Source organism: Glaciihabitans arcticus (assembly GCF_004310685.1).
Classification (GTDB): domain Bacteria; phylum Actinomycetota; class Actinomycetes; order Actinomycetales; family Microbacteriaceae; genus Conyzicola; species Conyzicola arctica.
Map to the genome: position 1 here is coordinate 2,367,537 of NZ_SISG01000001.1, position 18,817 is coordinate 2,386,353.

The following is an 18,817-nucleotide window of genomic DNA, read 5'->3' on the forward strand; positions in this document are numbered from 1 at the left end:
TTGGAGAACCCCGATGCCCGCAGCAACAGACCCCGGTTTCGGCGTCGAGTACTACGGCGAGACGCTTCGTCGGCACTGGAAGCTGATCGCTACCGCAGCCATCGTCGGCCTGCTGTTGGCTGCGCTGTTCCTCGTGGTGCGGCCCTCGCGCACCACGGCGACGGCCGATGTCGCCCTCGCCGTTGTATCGACCAACCCGTTCGATGCGACCAAGCAGCCCTCGGACCCCTTCGACGCCACGACCGAGACGCAGTTGGTGATGTCGTACCCGGTCGCCCTCGCCGCATCCGAGGCGGTAGGCAGCGCGATCTCGCCGAAGACGATCCGCGCGGGACTCGAGGTCGACGCCGTCACCGACGCCGGCATCGTGCACATCAGCTACAACGGCACGTCCGCCGAGCAGGCCAGGCGGGTAGCGGATGTCACTGCCCTCGCCTACATCGACTACCGGGCCGCGCAGGCCAGGGCCCGGCTCGCGTCGGTCGTGGCCGGCGTCGACGACCGCCGCGAGGTTGTGCTCGACGGTCTCTCCCAGATCGACCCGGAGACCGGCAACTGGGCGAAACGGGCGACGCGCATCGGGCTCCTGCAGGAGCTCGAAGACCTGTCCACGCAGCGCGCCACCTTCTCGCAGGTCGACACGACGGGCGGTGTCGTCATCTCGACGGCCGCCGACAACGACGTCTCGCTGAGCCCCAATCCCATCATCGTCGTGGCCGCCGGACTGCTCGCGGGAGGGGTCATCGGGGTGATCCTGGCCTTCTCGCTCAGGGCCGGAAGCCGCCGCTGGGGCAGCGCGTCCGATGTGCAGCGCAGCACCCACGCGCCCGTGCTCGGTCGCCTCGAATCGACGGAGGCAATTGCCCCCGAGACCGGCGAGAGCCTCGAGGTGCTGCTCGGGGTCCGGGAGCGCATCCTGTCGCGGTTGCGGCCCGGGGCACACGTGATTGTGGTTGTGGATCACAGCGCGGACGGCGCGGGAGGGGACGTGCCGGTCAACCTCGCGCTCGTGCTCGCGCAGTCGGGGCGCTCCGTCGACCTCGTGCTGCCCGGATCCGAACTCACGGGTGCCGCGCACCTCGACCCACGCCTCGCCGCGACTTTCCCGGCGTCCGACAGCGACGCGATAGCCGTTCACGTGCGCGACCGGCTCGGAGCCGCGACCGGGGACCACCTGCTGGTGCTGGGCCTACCCGCCGGATCGCCCCCCTCGACCGTGCTCGCCGGGCTGCGTCTCGCCGACGGCGCGGTGCTGGTGGGAACGCTCGGTGTGACCACGGCCGCCGACGCCACCCGGCTGCGGGAGGCCGCCGCCGAGTTCGGTGCGGAGATTCTCGGAACCGTGTTGGTGCCGCAGGGGCGGGTCCTCACACCACCTGCCGTCCCCGCGGCGCCAGCACCCCGGCCTGCCGCTGCGAAACGCACCCCCGCCAAGCGCACCCCACGCCCGAAGGCGCCCACCGCGTCATGACCGGGGGCACTCGCGGCAGCGTCGTCGGGGTGCCGATCGACGCGCTGTCGAGCAGGCAGCTCGTCGACGAGATCTTCGGCTGGGTGGCCGACGCCGGCGCTCCCGCCCGCAGTGCTCTCGGCGTGAACGCGCACGTCGTCAACCTCGCCGCGAGCGACAGCGTCTTCGCCCGGGATGTGGCGCGGGCCGACCTCGCCTACGCCGACGGCCAGTCCGTGGTCTGGGCGGCGAGGCTGCTCGGAACACCCGTTCCCGAGCGGGTCGCGACGACCGACCTGATCCACCCCCTTGCCGAGCGTGCCGCCGCCGAGGGCGTGCGGATGTTCTTCTACGGGGGCCGCCCCGGGGTGGCCGCCCTGGCCGCCGAGCGGTTGGGCGCGGCGCATCCCGGTCTCGCGATCACGGTGCGGGACGGCTACGTCGCTGCGGCCGGGATGGACGCGCTCGTCGACGAAATCAACGCCTCGGGCGCGGGCCTGCTCTTCGTCGGCCTGGGCGACCCGCTTCAGCAGCGCTGGATCGCCGAGCACCGCGACGCGCTCACCGTGCCGGCCGTACTCAGCTGCGGCGGCCTGTTCGACTGGACGAGCGGCTCGAATCGCCGGGCACCGCGTTGGATGATCCGCGCCGGGCTCGAGTGGCTCTGGCGGCTCATCATCGAACCGCGACGGCTCGCGCGGCGCTACCTCGTGGGGAACCCGGCCTTTGTGCTGCGGGTAGCCCGCGCAAAACTCGCGGCATGACCGCGCCCCCCGACGCCGAGACCCGGGCGCTCGCCCGCGGCGGCGGCGTGAGCCTGCTCGGTTCCGCCACCAGCGCCGTGATGGGCTTTGTGCTCACGGTTGTGCTCGCGCGACTGCTCGGTGACTCGGGCTCGGGCGTGGTGCTGCAGGCCATCGCGGTGTTCACCATCGTGCTGAGCTTCGCCCGGGCCGGCCTCGATTCCGGTGCGGTGTGGATGTTCCCCCGCCTCGTCTCCGCGGACCCCTCGCGCCTGCGCGGCACCCTGCTCTGGATGCTCGCGGTCACCGCCGCCGCGGGCGGGGTCTGCGCGCTCGGCGTGGAGCTGGCAGCCGGCTTCCTCGACCCGACCGTCGCCGATGCCGTGCGCGCCGCCGGCTGGTTCCTTCCCGCGGGAGCCCTGCTGCTCGTCGCCCTCGCCGCCACCCGAGGACTCGGCGGGGTCGTGCCGTACTCGGTGGTCGGCAGCATCGCGCTGCCCGCGGCGCGGCCGCTGTTCGTCTGGATCGCCGTCGCGCTCGGGGCATCCCTCGCCATGGTCACGCTCGCCTGGGCGTTGCCGCTTCCGCTCGCGCTAGTGGCAGCGATCGCCGTGCTGCGCGTGCAGGTGCTGCGACACGAGCAGGGCGTGCGCGGACCGTGGCGCGTCGACAAACCCGTTCGGCGCGAGCTGCTCGGCTACGCCTGGCCGCGCACGATCTCGGCGGGGCTCGAGCAGTCCATCATCTGGCTCGACGTGCTCATCGTGGGCGTGATCGCGGGCACCGCGGCGGCCGGCGTCTATGGGGGCGCGAGCCGGTTCGTCGCCGCCGGCCTCATCATCGACTCTGCGCTGCGCATTGTGGTGTCAACGCGTTTCAGCGCGCTCCTGCACGAGGGGCGCGTGGCCGAGGTGCAGAGCCTGTACCGCACGGCGGCCACCTGGTTGGTGCTGTTCGGCGCACCGATCTACCTGATCCTCGGGGTGTTCGCGTCGGTGGTGCTCGGCCTGCTCGGTCCCGGATTCGAGGAGGGCTCCACCGCCCTGGCCATCCTGTGCGGCGGCGCGATCCTGACCTTCGCGGCCGGCAACATCCACTCGGTGCTGCTGATGAGCGGGCGCAGCGGCTGGGGCGCATTCAACAAGGCCGTGGTGCTCGCGCTCAACATCGTCGGCAACCTGCTGCTGGTTCCCGTGCTCGGCATCGCAGGAGCCGCCCTGGTCTGGTCGGCCAGCATGCTGGTGGATGCCCTGCTCGCCGCCATCGAGGTGCGCGTGTTCCTCGGCATCCGGGCCGGGTGGGGCGCGACAGCCTATGCGCTGCTCGTGCCGCTCGCGAGTGTCGGGCTGCCCGCGCTGGCCGCGCGGCTCGTGCTCGGGGAGACCCTGCTCGGGCTGCTCGTGGGCACCGCGCTCGGCGTCATCCTGTTTCTCACGTGGTGCGCGCTGGATCGGCGGCGGCTGAATATACACGCACTCGTCGCGTTTGCGCAACGCAAACAGAATTAATTTCGGTTGTATTGTTAGCGGCCCCCGAACAGGGGTACCGTGCAATCCAGTTGGTCCCCCGCCCCGTCCCTTCCCTGATTCTCCGAGATCCCCCCATCTCGTTCCGAGGCTCGTGGTCCTGCTACCTGTTATGCCCCCGTACACACAGGAACCCCATGACCACGCACGATTCTGTGGGCACTGCTCCCACCCGCCGCGGACTCACCCGTGCGCTCGTGCTGGTGCTGGTCGTGGCCCTCGCGCTTCTCGCCACGGCGTTCGCGATCTCCGCCGGACGTGCCCCCGCGGAAAAGGCGGAAGCACCCGCTCCCGCCGCCGCCCAGCCGACCGCAACACCTGAGCCGACCCTCGTTCCGGCGACGGACGTCGGCATCACCCCGGTGATGGCCGACCTCGCGGTTGCGGGCTTCCTGACCGCCGTGGCGACAACACCGGCCTCGGACCTGCCGAAGGTCGCCTCCGGTGCGATCCTCGAAGACCTGCAGAACGAGGCACAGGAGCTCGAGGCCAACGGCTGGACCCGCACGGGCCGCGCGAAGGTCGACGGCGTGAAGGTCACCTCCTCCAACGAGGCAGCCGGCACAGCCACCGTCGTGGCCTGTGTCGACTCGAGCAAGGTCGCGACCCTCGACGAGAACGGCGACCGGCTCGCCGCGCCGGCCACGGCCCGCGCCCTCAACATCTACTCGCTCTCCCGCTCCGACGGATTCTGGCGAGTCGTATCCCGCACGTTCCCCGATGAAACCGCCTGCTAGCGGCACCCACAGCCACCTGAAGGAGTCCCCCATGAAACTATCCCGATCAACGGCAGGCGCCACAGCGATCATTCTCGGGGCTCTGCTCGCCTCGAGCCTTGTTCCCCTGGGGGCGGCGGCAGCACCGCTGCCCGTGCCCGACGGCTCCGCCGCAGACAGTGCGGCCGCCTCCTGTTGGGAGGTCAAGCAGAACGCGCCCAGCGCACCGAGCGGCCTCTACTGGCTCGTGACGCCGCAGCTCGGGGCTCCGCAGCAGTTCTACTGCGACCAGGAGACGAGCGGCGGCGGGTGGGTGCTCGTCGGCCGTGGCCGCGAGGGCTGGTCGCAGTCGGATGAGGGACAGGGCACCGCAGCCCAGGTACGCGGCACGGTCACCGGGACGGGCGCCTTCACTCCCCGCCAGCTGTCTTCGGAGGTCATCGGCCAGCTGCTGAACGGCGGTCGCGTCGACGCACTCAGTGAGGGCATCCGCTTGCGCCGCGCGACGAACACCGCCGGAACCGCGTGGCAAGAGGCCACGTTCAAGTATTCCTCCCCGCGCGACGCCTGGTCGTGGATGTTCGACAACGAGCAGCGCGTGGGCGCCTGGACGATCGGCGGCGCCTCCGGCAGCGGCGGCCAGACCTCCGGCTTCGGCTCGGGCAGCGACCAGAACCGCATCGAGACCTACACCGGCTCGAGCATCGGTTACCGTGCCGGCTTCGGCTTCGGCGGCTCCGCACGCGGAACGGCCGACGCCGCGAGCTTCATCTGGGCACCCAACACCTCGACCGGCAGCCCGCGACCGTTCACCCAGGTCTACCTGCGGCCCCGCCTGACCTCGTCGATATTCAGTGCGATTCCGGATGCCGGAACTCCCGCCTACGCCCAGCCCGGTGTTGCGGAGAGCGCAGCGCTTCCCACCGTCTGGGGCCTCACCGGCATCGGCGGCGGCTCCAACCCGGAGGGCAGCGTCGAGGCCGGAGCGTTCGCCGAATCCAACGGGATCGTCTACGTCGGCGGCAACTTCCTGCGGGTGCAACGCAACTCGGCCGGCACCGGACAGGTCGCCCAGCCGTTCCTCGCCGCCTTCAACGTGAACACCGGTGAGTGGATCTCCAGCTTCCGCCCCGTGATCAACAAGCAGGTCAAGGCGATCACCGCCCTCCCCAACGGCACGATCGCGATCGGCGGCTACTTCGACACCGTGAACGGGCAGACGGCACGCGGTTTCGCCGTGCTCAACCCGACGACCGGAGCAACCGATACCCGCATCAACACGGCCCTCATCAACACGCTGAGTGGCGGAGTACCGTTCGTACGCTCTCTCGACGTGCAGGGCGACTGGCTCTACCTCGGCGGCAGCTTCACGCACCTCACCGGTGGCACGGCCGCCAGCCAGGTCTACTCGCGGGGAGCCGCGCGCGTCTCGGTGACCAATGGAACCCCCGACCGCAGCTGGAACCCGGAGTTCAATGGCACCGTGATGTCGCTCGACGCATCCTCTCAGGGCGACCGCGTCTATTTCGCCGGGTTCTTCAGCCAGTCGAAGCAGACGGCCGCCGTCAAGGGTGCGGTCATCACGACCAACGGTGCGGATGTCGTGCCGTGGAACATTCAGTTCTCGCACGTGGCGAACTACCAGCAGGCGGTGAAGGAGGTCGGTTCGAAGGTCTGGATCGGCGGCTCCGAGCACATGCTGCACAGCTACGACCGGGCCTCGCTCGTGCGCGAGACCTCCAACATCGGCAAGTCGGGCGGTGACTTCCAGGCCATCGCGAGCGATGGCGAAGTGGTCTACGCCGGTTGCCACTGCTACTACACCAACTACTTCGGCGCAGTGAACTGGCCGAACGTCGGCAGCCAATGGACGCAGGCCGACAAGATAAGCAGCGCGGGTGCGTGGGACAACGCTACGGGGCGTTACGTGCCCGCGTTCAGCCCGACGGTCAGTCAGCGTGCCGGAGCCGGCGCGTGGTCACTGTTCGTCGACTCCACCGGTACGACCTGGTTCGGAGGGGATTACTCAGCCTCCGTCACGGCGTCCGGTGCATCACAGTGGTCCGGCGGGTTTGTGCGGTTCCGTCACAATGACGCGACGGCACCGACCACACCCGCTGGGCTCACCGTGAAGGCCAACGCCTCGGGCGATGCGCTCACCTGGACCGGTTCGACCGACGCCCGAGGGCCGGTCACCTACCAGGTGCTGCGCAACGATCGGGTGGTGGCCACGACCAGCTCGCTCAGCATCGTGCTGCAGAGCGCCCCCGCAGGCACGCGCTACTTCGTGCGGGCTGCGGACGGCGCGGGCAACTGGTCGGCGAGTACCGGGGTGGCCGTGGCATCCGCCAATCCGCCGGCCAACCCGGCTACTACCCTCATCGCTGCCGGCAGCGACTGGAAGTACGCCTATGACGCGACGGACCCCGCCGCCGGCTGGCAGTCTCCCGCCTTCGACACCTCCGCGTGGTCGACTGGGGCTGCACCGCTCGGCTACGGCCACGGCACGCTCGGCACGACCCTGGTCGCGCCCCCGGCCCCGGCAGTCAAGCCGATCGTCTCCTACTACTCGAAGGAGTTCACAGTTGCGGACCCCGGCGCCTTCTCCGCGGTGACCCTCACCTCGAGAGCGGATGACGGTGTTGTGATCTACGTCAACGGCGTGGAGGTCGCGCGGCGCAACATCGACGCCGGCGCGGTCGGCTTCGGCACCTACGCGAACCTCGCGGTGTCTGCGGCCAACGCCGTCGCCAACCCGTTCACGGTGTCCGTGCCGAGCTCGGCCTTCGTCGCCGGTCGCAACGTGATCAGCGCCGAGGTGCACGCCAACTACCGGTCGACGCCCAGTGTGAGCTTTGAGTTGACCGCCGTGGGAACGGTCGCCCAGGCGGCGGCAAAGATCGCGCCGCCGGCGAAGTCAACAACAGGCACACCTCAGACCGACGATGTAGTCGTCGAGGAACCGGTCGACAGCGAGGTCGATCCCCCGAGCGCGGACACCGGAGGCGCCGTCACCGACGCCCCTGCCCCGCCCGTGGTCACCCCCGCTCCGCCCGCCGAGCCGGCCGAACCGCCGGCTCCCTCGCCAACAGTCGACGAGTGAGCGCGCCAATAGAGCGGCGCTACCCCGTAGCGCTCGCCGGTATCCGCTCCGCCCAGAAACCCGGAAACGGAGTTCCCGCCTACACGCGCTGGGTCAACCGCGGTCTCGCCCGGTACGTGGCGGCCGCCGCGTACACGCTCGGCATCTCGCCTAACGGCGTGACCGCCATCTCCGCGGTGCTCTCCGCGGCCGGCCTCACCCTGCTGGTGCTCGTGCCCTCGACGCCGATCATCGGCCTGTGGGTAGGGCTGTTTCTCGCCGCTGGCTATGTGCTCGACTCGGCTGACGGCCAGGTCGCGCGCCTCGGGAAACGTGGAAGCCCCGCCGGCGAGTGGCTCGACCATGTGGTGGATGCGGTGCGCACCCCGGCGATTCACCTCGCCGTGCTCGTGGGGCTGAGCGTCATCCCGAACCGGCCGGACTGGGCGCTCGTGATAGCCATCGCCTACTGCCTCGTGAGCGTGGGGCAGTTCTTCAGCCAGATCCTGTCGGAGCAGCTCTCCGGCCAGCGGGCACCGGTCGACGAGACCGCGGGCCTGCGCCAGTCGTGGCTCCTGCTGCCGACCGACACGGGTGTGCTCTGCCTGATCTTTGTGACCTGGGGATATCCCGCGCTCTTTATCGCCGTCTACACGGCGATGTTCGCGCTCAACACCATTCACACGGCCGTCTCGATGCGGCGCAAGTACACCCGGCTCGTGGCGCTCGCCGCGGTTCGGGAGACGAGAGAGGCGGAAGTGGCATGAGGATCGGATACGCGGCAGGAGCCTTCGACCTGTTCCACATCGGCCACCTCAACATCCTGCGCCGAGCGAAGGAGGAGTGCGACTACCTGATCGCCGGGGTGGTGTCCGACGAGATGCTCGAACTGACGAAGGGGCGCCGGGCCGTCATCCCCCTCGTGGAGCGGCTCGAGATCGTCTCGCATATCCGGTTCGTCGACCAGGCGCATGCCGAGGTGCTGCCCAGCAAGCTCGACACGTGGCAGCAGCTGCGGTTCGACATCTTCTTCAAGGGTGACGACTGGCGGGGAACCGCCAAGGGCATCGCCCTCGAGGAGGAGTTCTCAGCGGTCGGCGTCGAGGTCGTCTACTTTCCGTACACGATCGACACCTCGTCGACGAAGCTGCGGGCGGCGCTCGATGCGCTCGCCCAGCCGGCTGAATCCCGCGCTGGTTAGGCCGCTTCAGCCCCGCTTCAGGCGCGGCACGCCACAATGGCAGCATGCGGATCCTTGTGGTTGAAGACGAGACCCGCCTCGCCGAGGGGTTGCGCCGCGGGCTCGAGGCCGAGGGTTTCGCAGTGGACGTTGCATCCACCGGCACGGACGGCCTCTGGCTCGCCCGAGGACGTTGCATCCACCGGCACGGACGGCCTCTGGCTCGCCCGCGAACAGGAGTACTCCGCGATCCTGCTCGACATCATGCTGCCGGGCATCAGCGGCTACCGTATCTGCGAGACGCTGCGGGCCGAGAGGAACTGGACGCCGATTCTGATGCTCACGGCCAAGGACGGCGAGTGGGACCAGATCGAGGCCCTCGACACCGGCGCCGACGACTACCTGACGAAGCCGTTCTCGTTCGCGATCCTGCTCGCGCGGGTGCGCGCGCTGCTACGCCGCGGTGCAGGCGAACGTCCGTCGATCATCGAAGCGGGCGACCTGACTCTTGACCCGGCGACAAAGCGCGTTGCGCGCGGCGATACGGTCATCGAGCTGACCGCCCGCGAGCACGCGGTTCTCGAGTTCCTCATGCGCCGCAAGGGCGAGGTCGTGACCAAGCGTGAGGTCGTCGACGGCGTGTGGGACTTCGACTTCGACGGCGACCCCAACATCGTCGAGGTCTACGTCGGCCACCTTCGCAACAAGGTCGACCGCCCGTTCGGCCGTGCCGCTATCGAGACACTCCGCGGTTCGGGATACCGCCTGGCGGCTCACGGTGGCTAGCTCCATCAGGCTGCGCATAGCGACGCTGACCGCGCTCATCTTCGCGGTGATCCTCGTCGCGGCCGCCTACCTCTTTGTTGTGCAGCTGCAGAACTCCCTCTACGCGAGCGTTTCCGCCTCAGCCGAACGCGACGCCGAGGCCATCGCCGACCAGACCCCGGCCGGGGAGGAATGGGATGACGACGACCGCTTCTTCCAGGTCGCCGACAACGGTGTGATCGTCGCGGCGAGCGAGGAGGTCGAGGGTCGTCAGCCCATCACCGACGACCGTGTGACCCTCGACGGCGACGAGTACCTCGTCTTCCGCGAATCGGACGAGGCGGAGACCGTCATCGTCGGCCACGTCCTCGGCGACGCGAACGACGCGATCGGCACCGTCGTGAGCCTGCTGTTCGTGGCCGTTCCCGTTCTCATCGTCATCGTCTTCGGGCTGATGCTCGTGGTCGTCGGTCGGGCGCTGAAGCCGGTCGAACGCATGCGCCGCGAGGTCGACTCCGTCACCGCCACGAACCTCGACCAGCGCATCGTCGACCCTGGATCGCACGACGAGATCGGTCGCCTCGCGACAACCATGAACCGGATGCTCGGCCGCCTGGCCGAGTCGCAGGCCACCCAGCGGCGCTTCATCTCCGATGCCTCGCACGAGTTGAAGTCCCCTCTCGCCTCCCTGCGGCAGTTCGCGGAGGTCTCCCGCGACTACCCGGGGCGTATCTCGGAGGCCGAGCTCGCGGAAGCCGTGCTCGACGAGAGCGGTCGCCTCGAACGCATCGTGAGCAACCTGCTCGTGCTGGCCCACGCCGACGAGCAGTCCCTGTCGCTGGCCTCGACGGCGGTGGATCTCGATGACCTGCTGCTCGCCGAGGCGTCACGGCTGCGCGGTTCCACCGAGCTCGCGATCGACTCCAGCGGAGTGGGGGCCGTGCGTGTCACGGGAGATAACGGGCTGCTGGCACAGGTGGTGCGCAACCTCGTCGACAATGCCGCTCGGCACGCGACATCCCGCATGCGCATCTCGCTTGTCGAATCGAGCGGCGGCGCGTCTTTCACGGTCGAGGACGACGGCCCGGGCATCCCCGAAGCCGACCGCGAACGCGTCTTCGAACGCTTTGTGCGACTGGATGACGCCCGCGGACGCGACGCCGGCGGCACCGGCCTCGGGCTGGCCATCGTGCGCGAACTTGTGGTCGCCCACGGCGGCTCGGTCACGATCGGGGTGTCGCCGCTCGGCGGTGCCGCGATGGCCGTTCACCTTCCCTGAAGAGGTCTCCAGCGGGCTTCAGGATGACTTCAGCGCTCCCCCGATTGACTGGTGTCACAACCTCAACGAAGGAGACACCATGAGCGAGATCACCCCCGAAACCCCCGCCACGCAGCCCACCCCCCGCGCCCCGATGGCCCGCCGCACCAAGGTGCTGATCGGCGCCGGCGCGGCAGCGCTGCTCGTGCTCGGCGGAACCGGCATCGCCTTCGCCGCCACCGACGGCTTCGAGATGGATGACGATGACCGCACCAACATCAGCCAGCAGCAGGGTCCCGCGCAGGGCGGCAACGCCCAGGACGACAATCGCGACAACTCTCGCGATGACGACGACTACAACGACGCGCCAGACGCCGAGGACGCGACCATCTCCGACGCCGACCGCGCCAAGGTCGAGGCTGCAGGCCTCAAGGCGGCAGGCGGCGACGGAAAGGTCACCGACCTTGAGCGCAGTAACGACCTCGACCACGCCTGGGAGGTGGAAGTGACCTACGCCGACGGTCGCGACATCGACGTCGAGCTCGCCGCGGACTTCACGGTCACGCGAGTCGACAAGAACTAGCTCCACTTCGCTGATTGAGTAGGCGCTCCAGCGCCGTATCGAAATCCAGTTGCGCGCAACTCGGATTTCGATACGGCCGCGGGCCGCCTACTCAATCAGCGTTGTGAGTTACGCAGCCTCAGCTACAACCCGCAGCAACGCCTCGCCGTAGCTGTCGAGCTTCTTCTCGCCGACACCGGTGATGGTGCCGAGCTCGGCGAGCGAGGTCGGCTTGGTGATCGCAATGCCGCGCAGGGTCGCATCGCCGAAGACGATGTAGGCGGGAACACCCTGGTCGCGGGCCTCGCCGGCCCGCCACTCGCGCAGTTTCTCGAACAGCCCGGACGCCTCGGTGGGCAGATCGGCCGCGACCTTGGACTTGCGGGCGGCCTTCGCGGCACGCTCCGGCTCGCGCCGCAGCCGCACCGGACGAGAACCGTTCAGCACGGAGGCACTCGCCTCGGTCACGATGAGCGTTCCGTAGCCGTCGCTGTTCACGGCGAGCAGACCCTGGGCCAGCAGCTGGCGCACGACTCCACGCCACTCCTGCTCGCTGAGGTCCTGGCCAATGCCCCAGGTCGCGAGCTGGTCGTGCTTGTGCTGCGTGGTGCGTGGAGTGGTCTTGCCCATCAGGATGTCGACGAGGTGCCCGGCCCCGAAGCGCTGGTTGCGCTCGCGGTGCAGGCGCACCACGGTCGAGAGAAGCTTCTGCGCGGGGATCGTGCCGTCGATGGACTCGGGTGGGGTGAGGCAGGTGTCGCAGTTGCCACACGGGGTCGAGGTCTCACCGAAGTAGGCGAGCAGTTGCATCCGGCGACATTCGATCGTCTCGCACAGGGCGAGCATGGCGTCGAGGTTCGCGCTCAGCCTGCGCCGGAAGGCGTCATCCCCCTCGGACTGCTGAATCATGCGGCGCTGCTGCACGACGTCCTGCAGACCGTAGGCCAGCCAGGCCGTCGACGGGAGACCATCACGGCCGGCGCGACCCGTCTCCTGGTAGTAGCCTTCGACGCTCTTCGGCAGGTCGAGGTGCGCGACGAAACGCACGTCGGGCTTATCGATGCCCATGCCGAACGCGATGGTCGCGACCATGACGACACCCTCTTCGCGCAGGAAGCGGGACTGGTTCGCCGCGCGCACCCGCGCGTCGAGACCCGCGTGGTACGGAAGCGCCGTGATGCCGTTCTCGACGAGGAAGTCGGCGGTCTTCTCGACCGAGGCGCGCGACAGGCAGTAGACGATGCCCGCATCGCCCGGGTGTTCGGTGCGCAGCAGGGTGAGCAGCTGCTGCAGCGGCTGCAGCTTCGGCTCGATGCGGTACTGGATGTTGGGACGGTCGAAGCTCGACACGAAGTGTTTCGCGTCGCCGAGCTGCAGCTTGGACGCAATCTCTTTGTGAGTGACGTCCGTCGCGGTCGCGGTGAGGGCGATGCGCGGGATCGTCGGCCAGCGCTCGTGCAGCATCGACAGCTGCAGGTAGTCGGGGCGGAAATCGTGGCCCCACTGCGAGACACAGTGCGCTTCGTCGATGGCGAAGAGCGAGATGTGGCCAGCATCGAGCAGGTCCGCCGTGGATGACACGCGCAACCGTTCCGGCGCCAGATACAGCATGTCCAGCTCGCCGGCCAGGAACGCACGTTCGACGCGGGATCTCTCGGCCGAGTCCTGCGTGGAATTCAGGAACGCGGCACGCGCGCCGACCGCGCTCAGGGCGTCCACCTGGTCCTGCATCAGCGCGATCAGCGGTGAGATGACCACGCCGGTTCCCGCGCGTACGAGCGCAGGAATCTGGTAGCAGAGCGATTTGCCGCCGCCGGTCGGCATCAGCACGAGTGCGTCGCCGCCGTCGATCACGGTCTGGATGATCTCAGCCTGCTGCCCCCGGAAGCTGTTATACCCGAAGACTTTCTCGAGCGTCTCGATCGCTGTTGCGTGCGGGCCGAGCGCTGCCTTGCGCACGAGGGTCGCGGCGGGCGCGCCACCCGCTGGGCCGCCGTAAGCACCGCCGCGGTCGACCGGCAGCGGAGCGTCTTCGTACGGGTCGTACGGCGGCTCCTCGTCGAGGTTCCACGGGATGTCATCGTCGGGGAAGCCGGGAGCGTTTGTCACCCCGCGAGTTTACCCGCGGCGGCTGACAGGCGTTGGGCGCTGTGCATAACTGTCGTTGGTTGAGTAGGCGCCCCAGCGCCGTATCGAAAACACATGCCGGATTTCGATACGGCCGCGGGCGGCCTACTCAATCAGCGAAACGGTTTAGAACCGCAGGTACAGGTTGGGGAAGCTCGTCGACGCGGCCAGCTGGTCGTTGCCGACGAAGCGTGCCGTGATGAGGTGCACTCCGCGACCCAGAGTGCCGAGGGCAACGGTCGTGCGTCCACTATCTCCCGCGGCCAGTTCGACCGTCTTGATCTCGCGACCGTTGTCGTAGATCTTCACCGCGCCGACCGGCTCGACTCCGGAGCCCGCCTGCACCCGGATGCTGAAGTCGACCGGCACCGCCCCGAAGGACAGGTGTCGCGACAGCGAGCCGGTGGTGGAGGTGGTGATCTTCTGCACGGTGCGAGCGGCCGAGGTGGCGACGCCGTCGGCGTAGCCGTCCTTGCTCGCGGTGACCGTCACGGTGAGCGAGGCTCCAGCATCGGCGGGGGTGACGACGTAGGTCGTGCCGGTCGCGCCCTCGATCGCGACTCCGCCGCGGTTCCACTGATACGCGAGGCTGGGTGCCTCGACGCTCCACGTGCCGGGCGTCGCGGTGAGCGTTGCTCCGACCCGGGCGTTTCCGGTGATCGACGGCGCGGTGACGGAGGTGATCGGTGCGGCCGATGACGTGACCTCGAGCGGCACGATCACCGAGGTGCCGTTGCCGGGCACGGTGACGGTGAGCTCGAGCGTTCCCGCGGGTGTGCCCTCCGGGATGACGACGGTCACTGTGGCGCGTCCGACCTCATCCGTTGTATCGACGATCGCGGGATCGATGGCCGCGCTGCCCAGTTGGACATCACCCGCGCTCACGAACACCGTGGGCGCCGTCGGCTCGCCGTTGCTGAAGAGCAGGGAGGAGAGGGCGAGCGTGACGCTGTCCCCGGCCTCGAGCGGCTCCTCGGCGGTGACCTTGACACCGACCGCGCGCTGGGCGTAGTCGGGGGTCGCGGTCGGGTTCGCGACGAAGTAGTCGACCATGCTCTGCAGGTCGATCTTTCCGGAGTCGGCCTTGTTGGTTCCCTGGCCGAGGGTGAGGAAGTTGTCTCCACCGGCGGCGAGGAACGAGTTGGCCGCGACGGTGTAGCTCGCAGCAGCATCGAGCGGCTCACCGTTGATCGTGACCGAGGTGATGTGCGATCCGGCCGCAGCGGTCGGGTCGTAGGTGTACTCGACACCCTCCGAAAGGCCGAGCTTGAGGAACGGGCGGCTGGAACCCGCGGGCTGCCACTGCTCCTCGAGCACCTTCTTCAGCTGCGCTCCGGTCAGGTCGAGCGTGACGAGCGTGTTGGCGAAAGGCTGCACGGCCGCCGCCTCGGCGAAGGTCACGTTGCCGTCGGGGTCACCCGCGCCACTGGAGGCGAACTTGAGGTCGGCGCGCAGGCCACCCGGGTTCATGATCGCGAGGTCGGGCTCGGCGCTGCGCGTCGCCCACAGGTGCACGTCGGCCACGAAGTTGCTCAGCGTCGACTCACCACCGCGGTTCTCCGAGCCCGCGGCCGTCTGCTTGGCCCGGTTGAAGTCAGCCGTGATGTCGCCGACCTTCACTGCACCGAGCACCTTGGCGACGGCCACGGCGTCCGCGACGATCGCGGCCACCTCGGGATCGGGGGTGTAGGCGCCGGCGAGCGGCAGGATCTCCGCGCTCAGCGAGAGCAGGTCACCCGTGGTCGGGTCGACCGAGAGCGCCATGTGGCCGAACTTCTCGCCGTACTGGCCCGAGGAGAGCACCGGACGCGTGCGATCCGTTCCGGCGATCGGCACGTTGTGGTTGTAGGCGAGGTGCGTGTGGCCGGAGACGATGGCATCGACGTTGGCGTTGGAACCGGTCACGATGGAACCGAAGGCCGAGGCATCCGTAGCGCTCGAAATGTCGGTGGTCGCCGCACCCTCGTGAACGAGGAGCACGATCACGTCGGCCTCGCCGTTCTCTTCGTCTCCGTCACTCAGCTGGTCGGCCACGCGGTTGACCTCGGGCACGACCGGGCGCACCTCGAGGCTCGCGATGCCGTCGGGGCTGACCAGGCTGGGCAGCTCTTCGGTCATGGCGCCGATGAAGCCGACCGTGACGTCACCGAATTCCTTGAGGTCGTACTCCTGGTACGCCGGCTCGTTGGTGGTGCGGTCGTAGAGGTTGGCCGAGAGGTAGTCCCAGTCGGCGAGCGGCAGGATGCGGTCGTCGACGTCGGCGCGGCCGAGGTCGAACTCGTGGTTGCCGAACGCGCTCGTCTCGAGACCGATCTCGTTGAGCGCGTCGATGGTCGGTTCGTCTTTCTGGATGAACGAGGTGAATGTGGAGGCTCCGATGAAGTCACCCGCGCCGACGAACACCGTGTTGGGGTTCTGCTCCCGGTAGGAGTTGACCATGCCACCGAGCACGGCAGCGCCGGCGATGGGCGGGGCCGCCTCGAGGCGACCGTGGAAGTCGTTCACCGAGACGATGTCGATGTCGACGGGAGCCGCGGTGCTGGAGAAGCCGACCTTGATCGGGTCGTGGTCGCTCGAGCGGAACGGCGTGCCGGCCTCGGTCGCCGCGAACTCGTAGCCGCGATCCGACCACTCGGGGGAGTTGATGTTCCAGACGTCGACGCCGGTGACCGACTCGGCGAACTCGGCCGTGGCGAAAGCATGGTCGAGTGATCCGAGCTCACCGTCGAAGGTGTACGTGTACTCGTCCGTCTTGTTGGGCACAAGGTCGACGAGTCCGGCGGCGGTCAGCACCTGGGCCGGGTCCTCCTCGGCGTAGGCGTTGAAGTCGCCCAGCGCGATGACGTTGGCGCCCTTCTCCGCGTCGGCGGTGATGCCGTCGATGAAGGTCGCCAGTCGCGTGGCCTGCTCGACGCGCTCGGCGTTGAAGAAGCCCTGCAGGTCTGCGGGCTCGGGTGCCGTGCTGCCGCTCGGGCGGCTCTTCGACTTGAAGTGGTTGGCGACGACGGTGAACGTCTTGCCCTCGGCCTCGAACGTCTGGGCGATCGGCTCGCGCGCGATGTCCCACACCGTCTCGTCGACATCGGCGAAGCTGGCACCCACCGGGGTGGCCGCGGCCGTCTTGTAGATGATGGCGTTGGTGATGAAGTCGGTTTCGACGCCGTCGGCGAGCAGCGATGCGGGGGTGGGCACAAACGCCCAGGTGCCGGGAGCCGATGCCGCGTTGAGGGCACCGACGAGGTCGCCGAGCGCTTCGTCGGGCTCTTCGCCGAGTTTGTCGGAATTCTCGATCTCCATCAGCGCCACGACGTCGGCGTCGAGCGAGGTGATGGCGGAGACGATCTTCGAGCGCTGGATCGCGAATTCCTCCGCGTTGGCAGCACCACGGGCGTCCCCGCCGAATGTCGTGAAGTAGTTGAAGACGTTGAACGCGCCGACGCTGAGGTCGCCGCCGACCTCTTCGGGTGCGGTCGTGCGCGGGTTGGCGGTCTGCCAGGTCGGCTCGAGCGCTGCGTAGGTCGCGGGTGAGGCGTCGCTGAGCGGTCGCTGGGGCTGCAGGCGCCAGTCGTCGAAACCGTAGCCGAGGATCATGCCCGCGGCGGGGGAGACGAACCTGTCGCCGTTGCGCACCACGTTGCCGGCGTCGAAGTAGGGCTGCCCACCGACGTGTGCGGAGTTGGAGACCTGGATGCTGTAGCCGTCGTCGACGAGCAGGCGGCTCGCGCGGTTGGCGGCGGCAATGGCGCCCGCGGCTTCACCGGCATCCGTGGTCTCGGTCGCCTTGACCGGCAGGGCGCCGACCCCGAGCCAGAGCGACCCGAAGTTGAACAGCTGGTGGCTCGACGAAAGGTAGGCCGCCTCGGGCGTGACGAGCATGCCCTCGTATGCCTCCCGCGCTGCGCCAACGACATTGTTGGGCAGCACGACAGGGGCCGGGAAACCGACGGCATCGTCGATCAGTTCATAGGCGGCGACGGTGGTCGCCGAGACCTGGGTCTGGCCCTGGAACTCGCTCGCCGCGCCGGTTACGCGCACGAGGTCGCCGAGGGAAATGGCGGGCTCGGCCGTGTTCGCGTAGACGAAGATGCCGTCAGAGCGGCCGGGCGTCTCGTCAGCGCCGAAGGTCTGCAGGTAGAAGCCACGGTAGCCGCTCGTCGTCGAGCTGCGATAGTCGCCGGTGACGACGCCCTCGATCGTGACGGTCTGGCCGGCCAGCGGAGTGGCTGCACCGTCGCCCTGTACGTCGGCGATTGAGTGCGTGACCTCAGCCGCGAGAGCCGGCGGCGCGGTCAGCGCCGTGAGCCCAAGCGTGAGGAGGGAAACTGCGGCTATAACGGGCGTGCGTCGGCGCATGACTCGAAGGTCTCCTTGGTGGGGATAAACACAGTGGGAAGCACAGGTTGTCGGTCTACCCCCGTTCGGGGGGACAGACTCAGACTAGACAGTGCCGGGGACACTTGTCCATCGTCGGCCGACGATAGCGTTGGCGACATGTTCGCTTCCGCCCTCACCGTTGTGGTCGGCGTGACGAGCGCGCTCATCTTCGGTGGCGCAGACTTCCTGGGCGGCATCGCCTCCCGCCGCATGGCCGCCGTGAGAGTGACGGCCATCGCCGCTGTCGTGGGCGCGCTGGGGCTGCTGCTCGTCTACCCCGTCTTCGGCGGCGTGTGGTCGGCCGAGGCGCTGTTCTGGGGCGGCCTCTCCGGCGTGACCGGCGCCCTGGCCATCAGCCTGCTCTACGCGTGCCTGGCGATCGGGCCGATGAGCATCCTCTCCCCACTTACCGCGGTGGTCTCGGCGATAGTGCCCCTGACCTTCGGACTGCTGCGCGGGGAGCGACTGGGGCCGGTGGGGTACGTCGCCATCGGTATCGCCCTCGTGGCCGTTGTGCTCGTGGGCTTCGTGAATGCTCGTGGGCTTCGTGAAGGAGAAGAGCGCGGTGCGGCCGAGCCTGCGCGGCATCCTGATGGCCGTCGGGTCGGGCGCCATGATCGGCGCGTTCCTGATCCTGATCGATCAGACTCCGGATGATTCGGGCCTCGTGCCCCTCATTGCGAACCGCGCGGTCAGCGGCCTCATCCTGACGCTCGCGGTCGGCGTGCTGTGGCTGCGCGCGCGCAAGCGGACGCCGGGAGCGCGCCCCGACCCCATCACCCTCCTGCTCGCTATCGCCTGCGGGGTCGTAGACGCCGTGGCGAACACCGGTCTCCTGTTGGGCCTGCGCCTCGGCGACCTCACGGTGATGTCCGTGCTCACGGCGCTCTACCCTGCGGGCACGATCATCCTCGCGGCGATCGTGCTCAAGGAGCGCATCGCCCCGGTTCAGGTCATCGGGCTCGTGCTGGCTCTCGCGGCAGCGGCGATGCTCGCCCTGGCCTGATTCTCTCAAACGTCATCCCTCGTTCACG

13 protein-coding genes and 1 pseudogene are annotated in these 18,817 nt (G+C 68.8%); 12 read left to right on the forward strand and 2 right to left on the reverse strand.

The features are described 5' to 3' along the window. The first annotated feature begins 13 nt into the window (after positions 1-13). From EYE40_RS11605 to EYE40_RS11650, 10 genes and pseudogenes are all read left to right on the forward strand, one after another. Positions 14-1,471 (forward strand): YveK family protein, encoded by a 1,458-nt coding sequence (locus EYE40_RS11605; RefSeq protein ID WP_130982097.1) that lies wholly within the window; start codon positions 14-16, stop codon positions 1,469-1,471. Then, positions 1,468-2,214, forward strand: a complete 747-nt coding sequence (locus EYE40_RS11610) for a WecB/TagA/CpsF family glycosyltransferase (protein WP_130982098.1) — start codon at positions 1,468-1,470, stop codon at positions 2,212-2,214. The genes EYE40_RS11605 and EYE40_RS11610 overlap by 4 nt, the downstream gene beginning before the upstream one ends. After that, on the forward strand, positions 2,211-3,701 hold the full coding sequence (locus EYE40_RS11615; protein ID WP_130982099.1) for an oligosaccharide flippase family protein: 1,491 nt from the start codon (positions 2,211-2,213) through the stop codon (positions 3,699-3,701). Before EYE40_RS11610 ends, EYE40_RS11615 begins: the two co-directional genes overlap by 4 nt. Positions 3,702-3,856: 155 nt before the next feature. After that, positions 3,857-4,456 (forward strand): IMS domain-containing protein, encoded by a 600-nt coding sequence (locus tag EYE40_RS11620; RefSeq protein WP_130982100.1) that lies wholly within the window; start codon positions 3,857-3,859, stop codon positions 4,454-4,456. Positions 4,457-4,487: 31 nt separating this feature from the next. Continuing rightward, the gene (locus EYE40_RS11625) at positions 4,488-7,538 is read left to right on the forward strand and encodes a fibrinogen-like YCDxxxxGGGW domain-containing protein (RefSeq protein ID WP_130982101.1); all 3,051 of its coding nucleotides are present in this window, start codon (positions 4,488-4,490) and stop codon (positions 7,536-7,538) included. Next, positions 7,535-8,284: a CDP-alcohol phosphatidyltransferase family protein gene (locus EYE40_RS11630; RefSeq protein ID WP_130982102.1), complete on the forward strand. Its 750-nt coding sequence runs from the start codon at positions 7,535-7,537 to the stop codon at positions 8,282-8,284. The genes EYE40_RS11625 and EYE40_RS11630 overlap by 4 nt, the downstream gene beginning before the upstream one ends. Continuing rightward, the gene (locus EYE40_RS11635) at positions 8,281-8,718 is read left to right on the forward strand and encodes an FAD synthase family protein (RefSeq protein WP_130982103.1); all 438 of its coding nucleotides are present in this window, start codon (positions 8,281-8,283) and stop codon (positions 8,716-8,718) included. The genes EYE40_RS11630 and EYE40_RS11635 overlap by 4 nt, the downstream gene beginning before the upstream one ends. 44 nt (positions 8,719-8,762) lie before the next feature. Then, positions 8,763-9,483: pseudogene (locus EYE40_RS11640) on the forward strand (response regulator transcription factor). Beyond that, on the forward strand, positions 9,476-10,741 hold the full coding sequence (locus EYE40_RS11645) for a sensor histidine kinase (RefSeq protein WP_130982104.1): 1,266 nt from the start codon (positions 9,476-9,478) through the stop codon (positions 10,739-10,741). Before EYE40_RS11640 ends, EYE40_RS11645 begins: the two are co-directional and overlap by 8 nt. 79 nt (positions 10,742-10,820) lie before the next feature. Further along, entirely contained in the window at positions 10,821-11,303 is a 483-nt protein-coding gene (locus tag EYE40_RS11650) for a hypothetical protein (protein ID WP_130982105.1), read from the forward strand. Between the two features lie 108 nt (positions 11,304-11,411). On the opposite strand, the gene recQ is transcribed toward EYE40_RS11650, so the two are convergent. Together recQ and EYE40_RS11660 are read right to left on the reverse strand one after the other, a co-directional pair. Next, positions 11,412-13,391 carry a DNA helicase RecQ gene (gene recQ, locus EYE40_RS11655; RefSeq protein WP_130982106.1) on the reverse strand — a complete coding sequence of 660 codons (1,980 nt, stop codon included), beginning with the start codon at positions 13,389-13,391 and terminating at the stop codon, positions 11,412-11,414. 144 nt (positions 13,392-13,535) lie between these two features. Next, positions 13,536-17,762: an ExeM/NucH family extracellular endonuclease gene (locus EYE40_RS11660; protein WP_130982107.1), complete on the reverse strand. Its 4,227-nt coding sequence runs from the start codon at positions 17,760-17,762 to the stop codon at positions 13,536-13,538. Positions 17,763-17,900: 138 nt separating this feature from the next. Between EYE40_RS11660 and EYE40_RS15685 the strand changes: the two genes are divergently transcribed. Both EYE40_RS15685 and EYE40_RS15690 read left to right on the forward strand, forming a co-directional pair. After that, a complete protein-coding gene (locus tag EYE40_RS15685; RefSeq protein WP_240034802.1) occupies positions 17,901-18,440 on the forward strand; it encodes an EamA family transporter in 540 nt (179 codons plus the stop codon). Beyond that, a complete protein-coding gene (locus EYE40_RS15690; protein ID WP_240034803.1) occupies positions 18,397-18,789 on the forward strand; it encodes an EamA family transporter in 393 nt (130 codons plus the stop codon). Before EYE40_RS15685 ends, EYE40_RS15690 begins: the two co-directional genes overlap by 44 nt. Positions 18,790-18,817 lie beyond the last annotated feature (28 nt).

What these genes read in the sequence shown, in the direction of transcription:
- EYE40_RS11605 (WP_130982097.1), top strand. Translation starts at nt 14, where the DNA reads ATGCCCGCAGCAACAGACCCCGGTTTCGGCGTCGAGTACTACGGCGAG.
- EYE40_RS11610 (WP_130982098.1), top strand. Translation starts at nt 1,468, where the DNA reads ATGACCGGGGGCACTCGCGGCAGCGTCGTCGGGGTGCCGATCGACGCG.
- EYE40_RS11615 (WP_130982099.1), top strand. Translation starts at nt 2,211, where the DNA reads ATGACCGCGCCCCCCGACGCCGAGACCCGGGCGCTCGCCCGCGGCGGC.
- EYE40_RS11620 (WP_130982100.1), top strand. Translation starts at nt 3,857, where the DNA reads ATGACCACGCACGATTCTGTGGGCACTGCTCCCACCCGCCGCGGACTC.
- EYE40_RS11625 (WP_130982101.1), top strand. Translation starts at nt 4,488, where the DNA reads ATGAAACTATCCCGATCAACGGCAGGCGCCACAGCGATCATTCTCGGG.
- EYE40_RS11635 (WP_130982103.1), top strand. Translation starts at nt 8,281, where the DNA reads ATGAGGATCGGATACGCGGCAGGAGCCTTCGACCTGTTCCACATCGGC.
- EYE40_RS11650 (WP_130982105.1), top strand. Translation starts at nt 10,821, where the DNA reads ATGAGCGAGATCACCCCCGAAACCCCCGCCACGCAGCCCACCCCCCGC.
- EYE40_RS11660 (WP_130982107.1), bottom strand. Translation starts at nt 17,762, where the DNA reads ATGCGCCGACGCACGCCCGTTATAGCCGCAGTTTCCCTCCTCACGCTT.
- EYE40_RS15685 (WP_240034802.1), top strand. Translation starts at nt 17,901, where the DNA reads ATGTTCGCTTCCGCCCTCACCGTTGTGGTCGGCGTGACGAGCGCGCTC.
- EYE40_RS15690 (WP_240034803.1), top strand. Translation starts at nt 18,397, where the DNA reads ATGATCGGCGCGTTCCTGATCCTGATCGATCAGACTCCGGATGATTCG.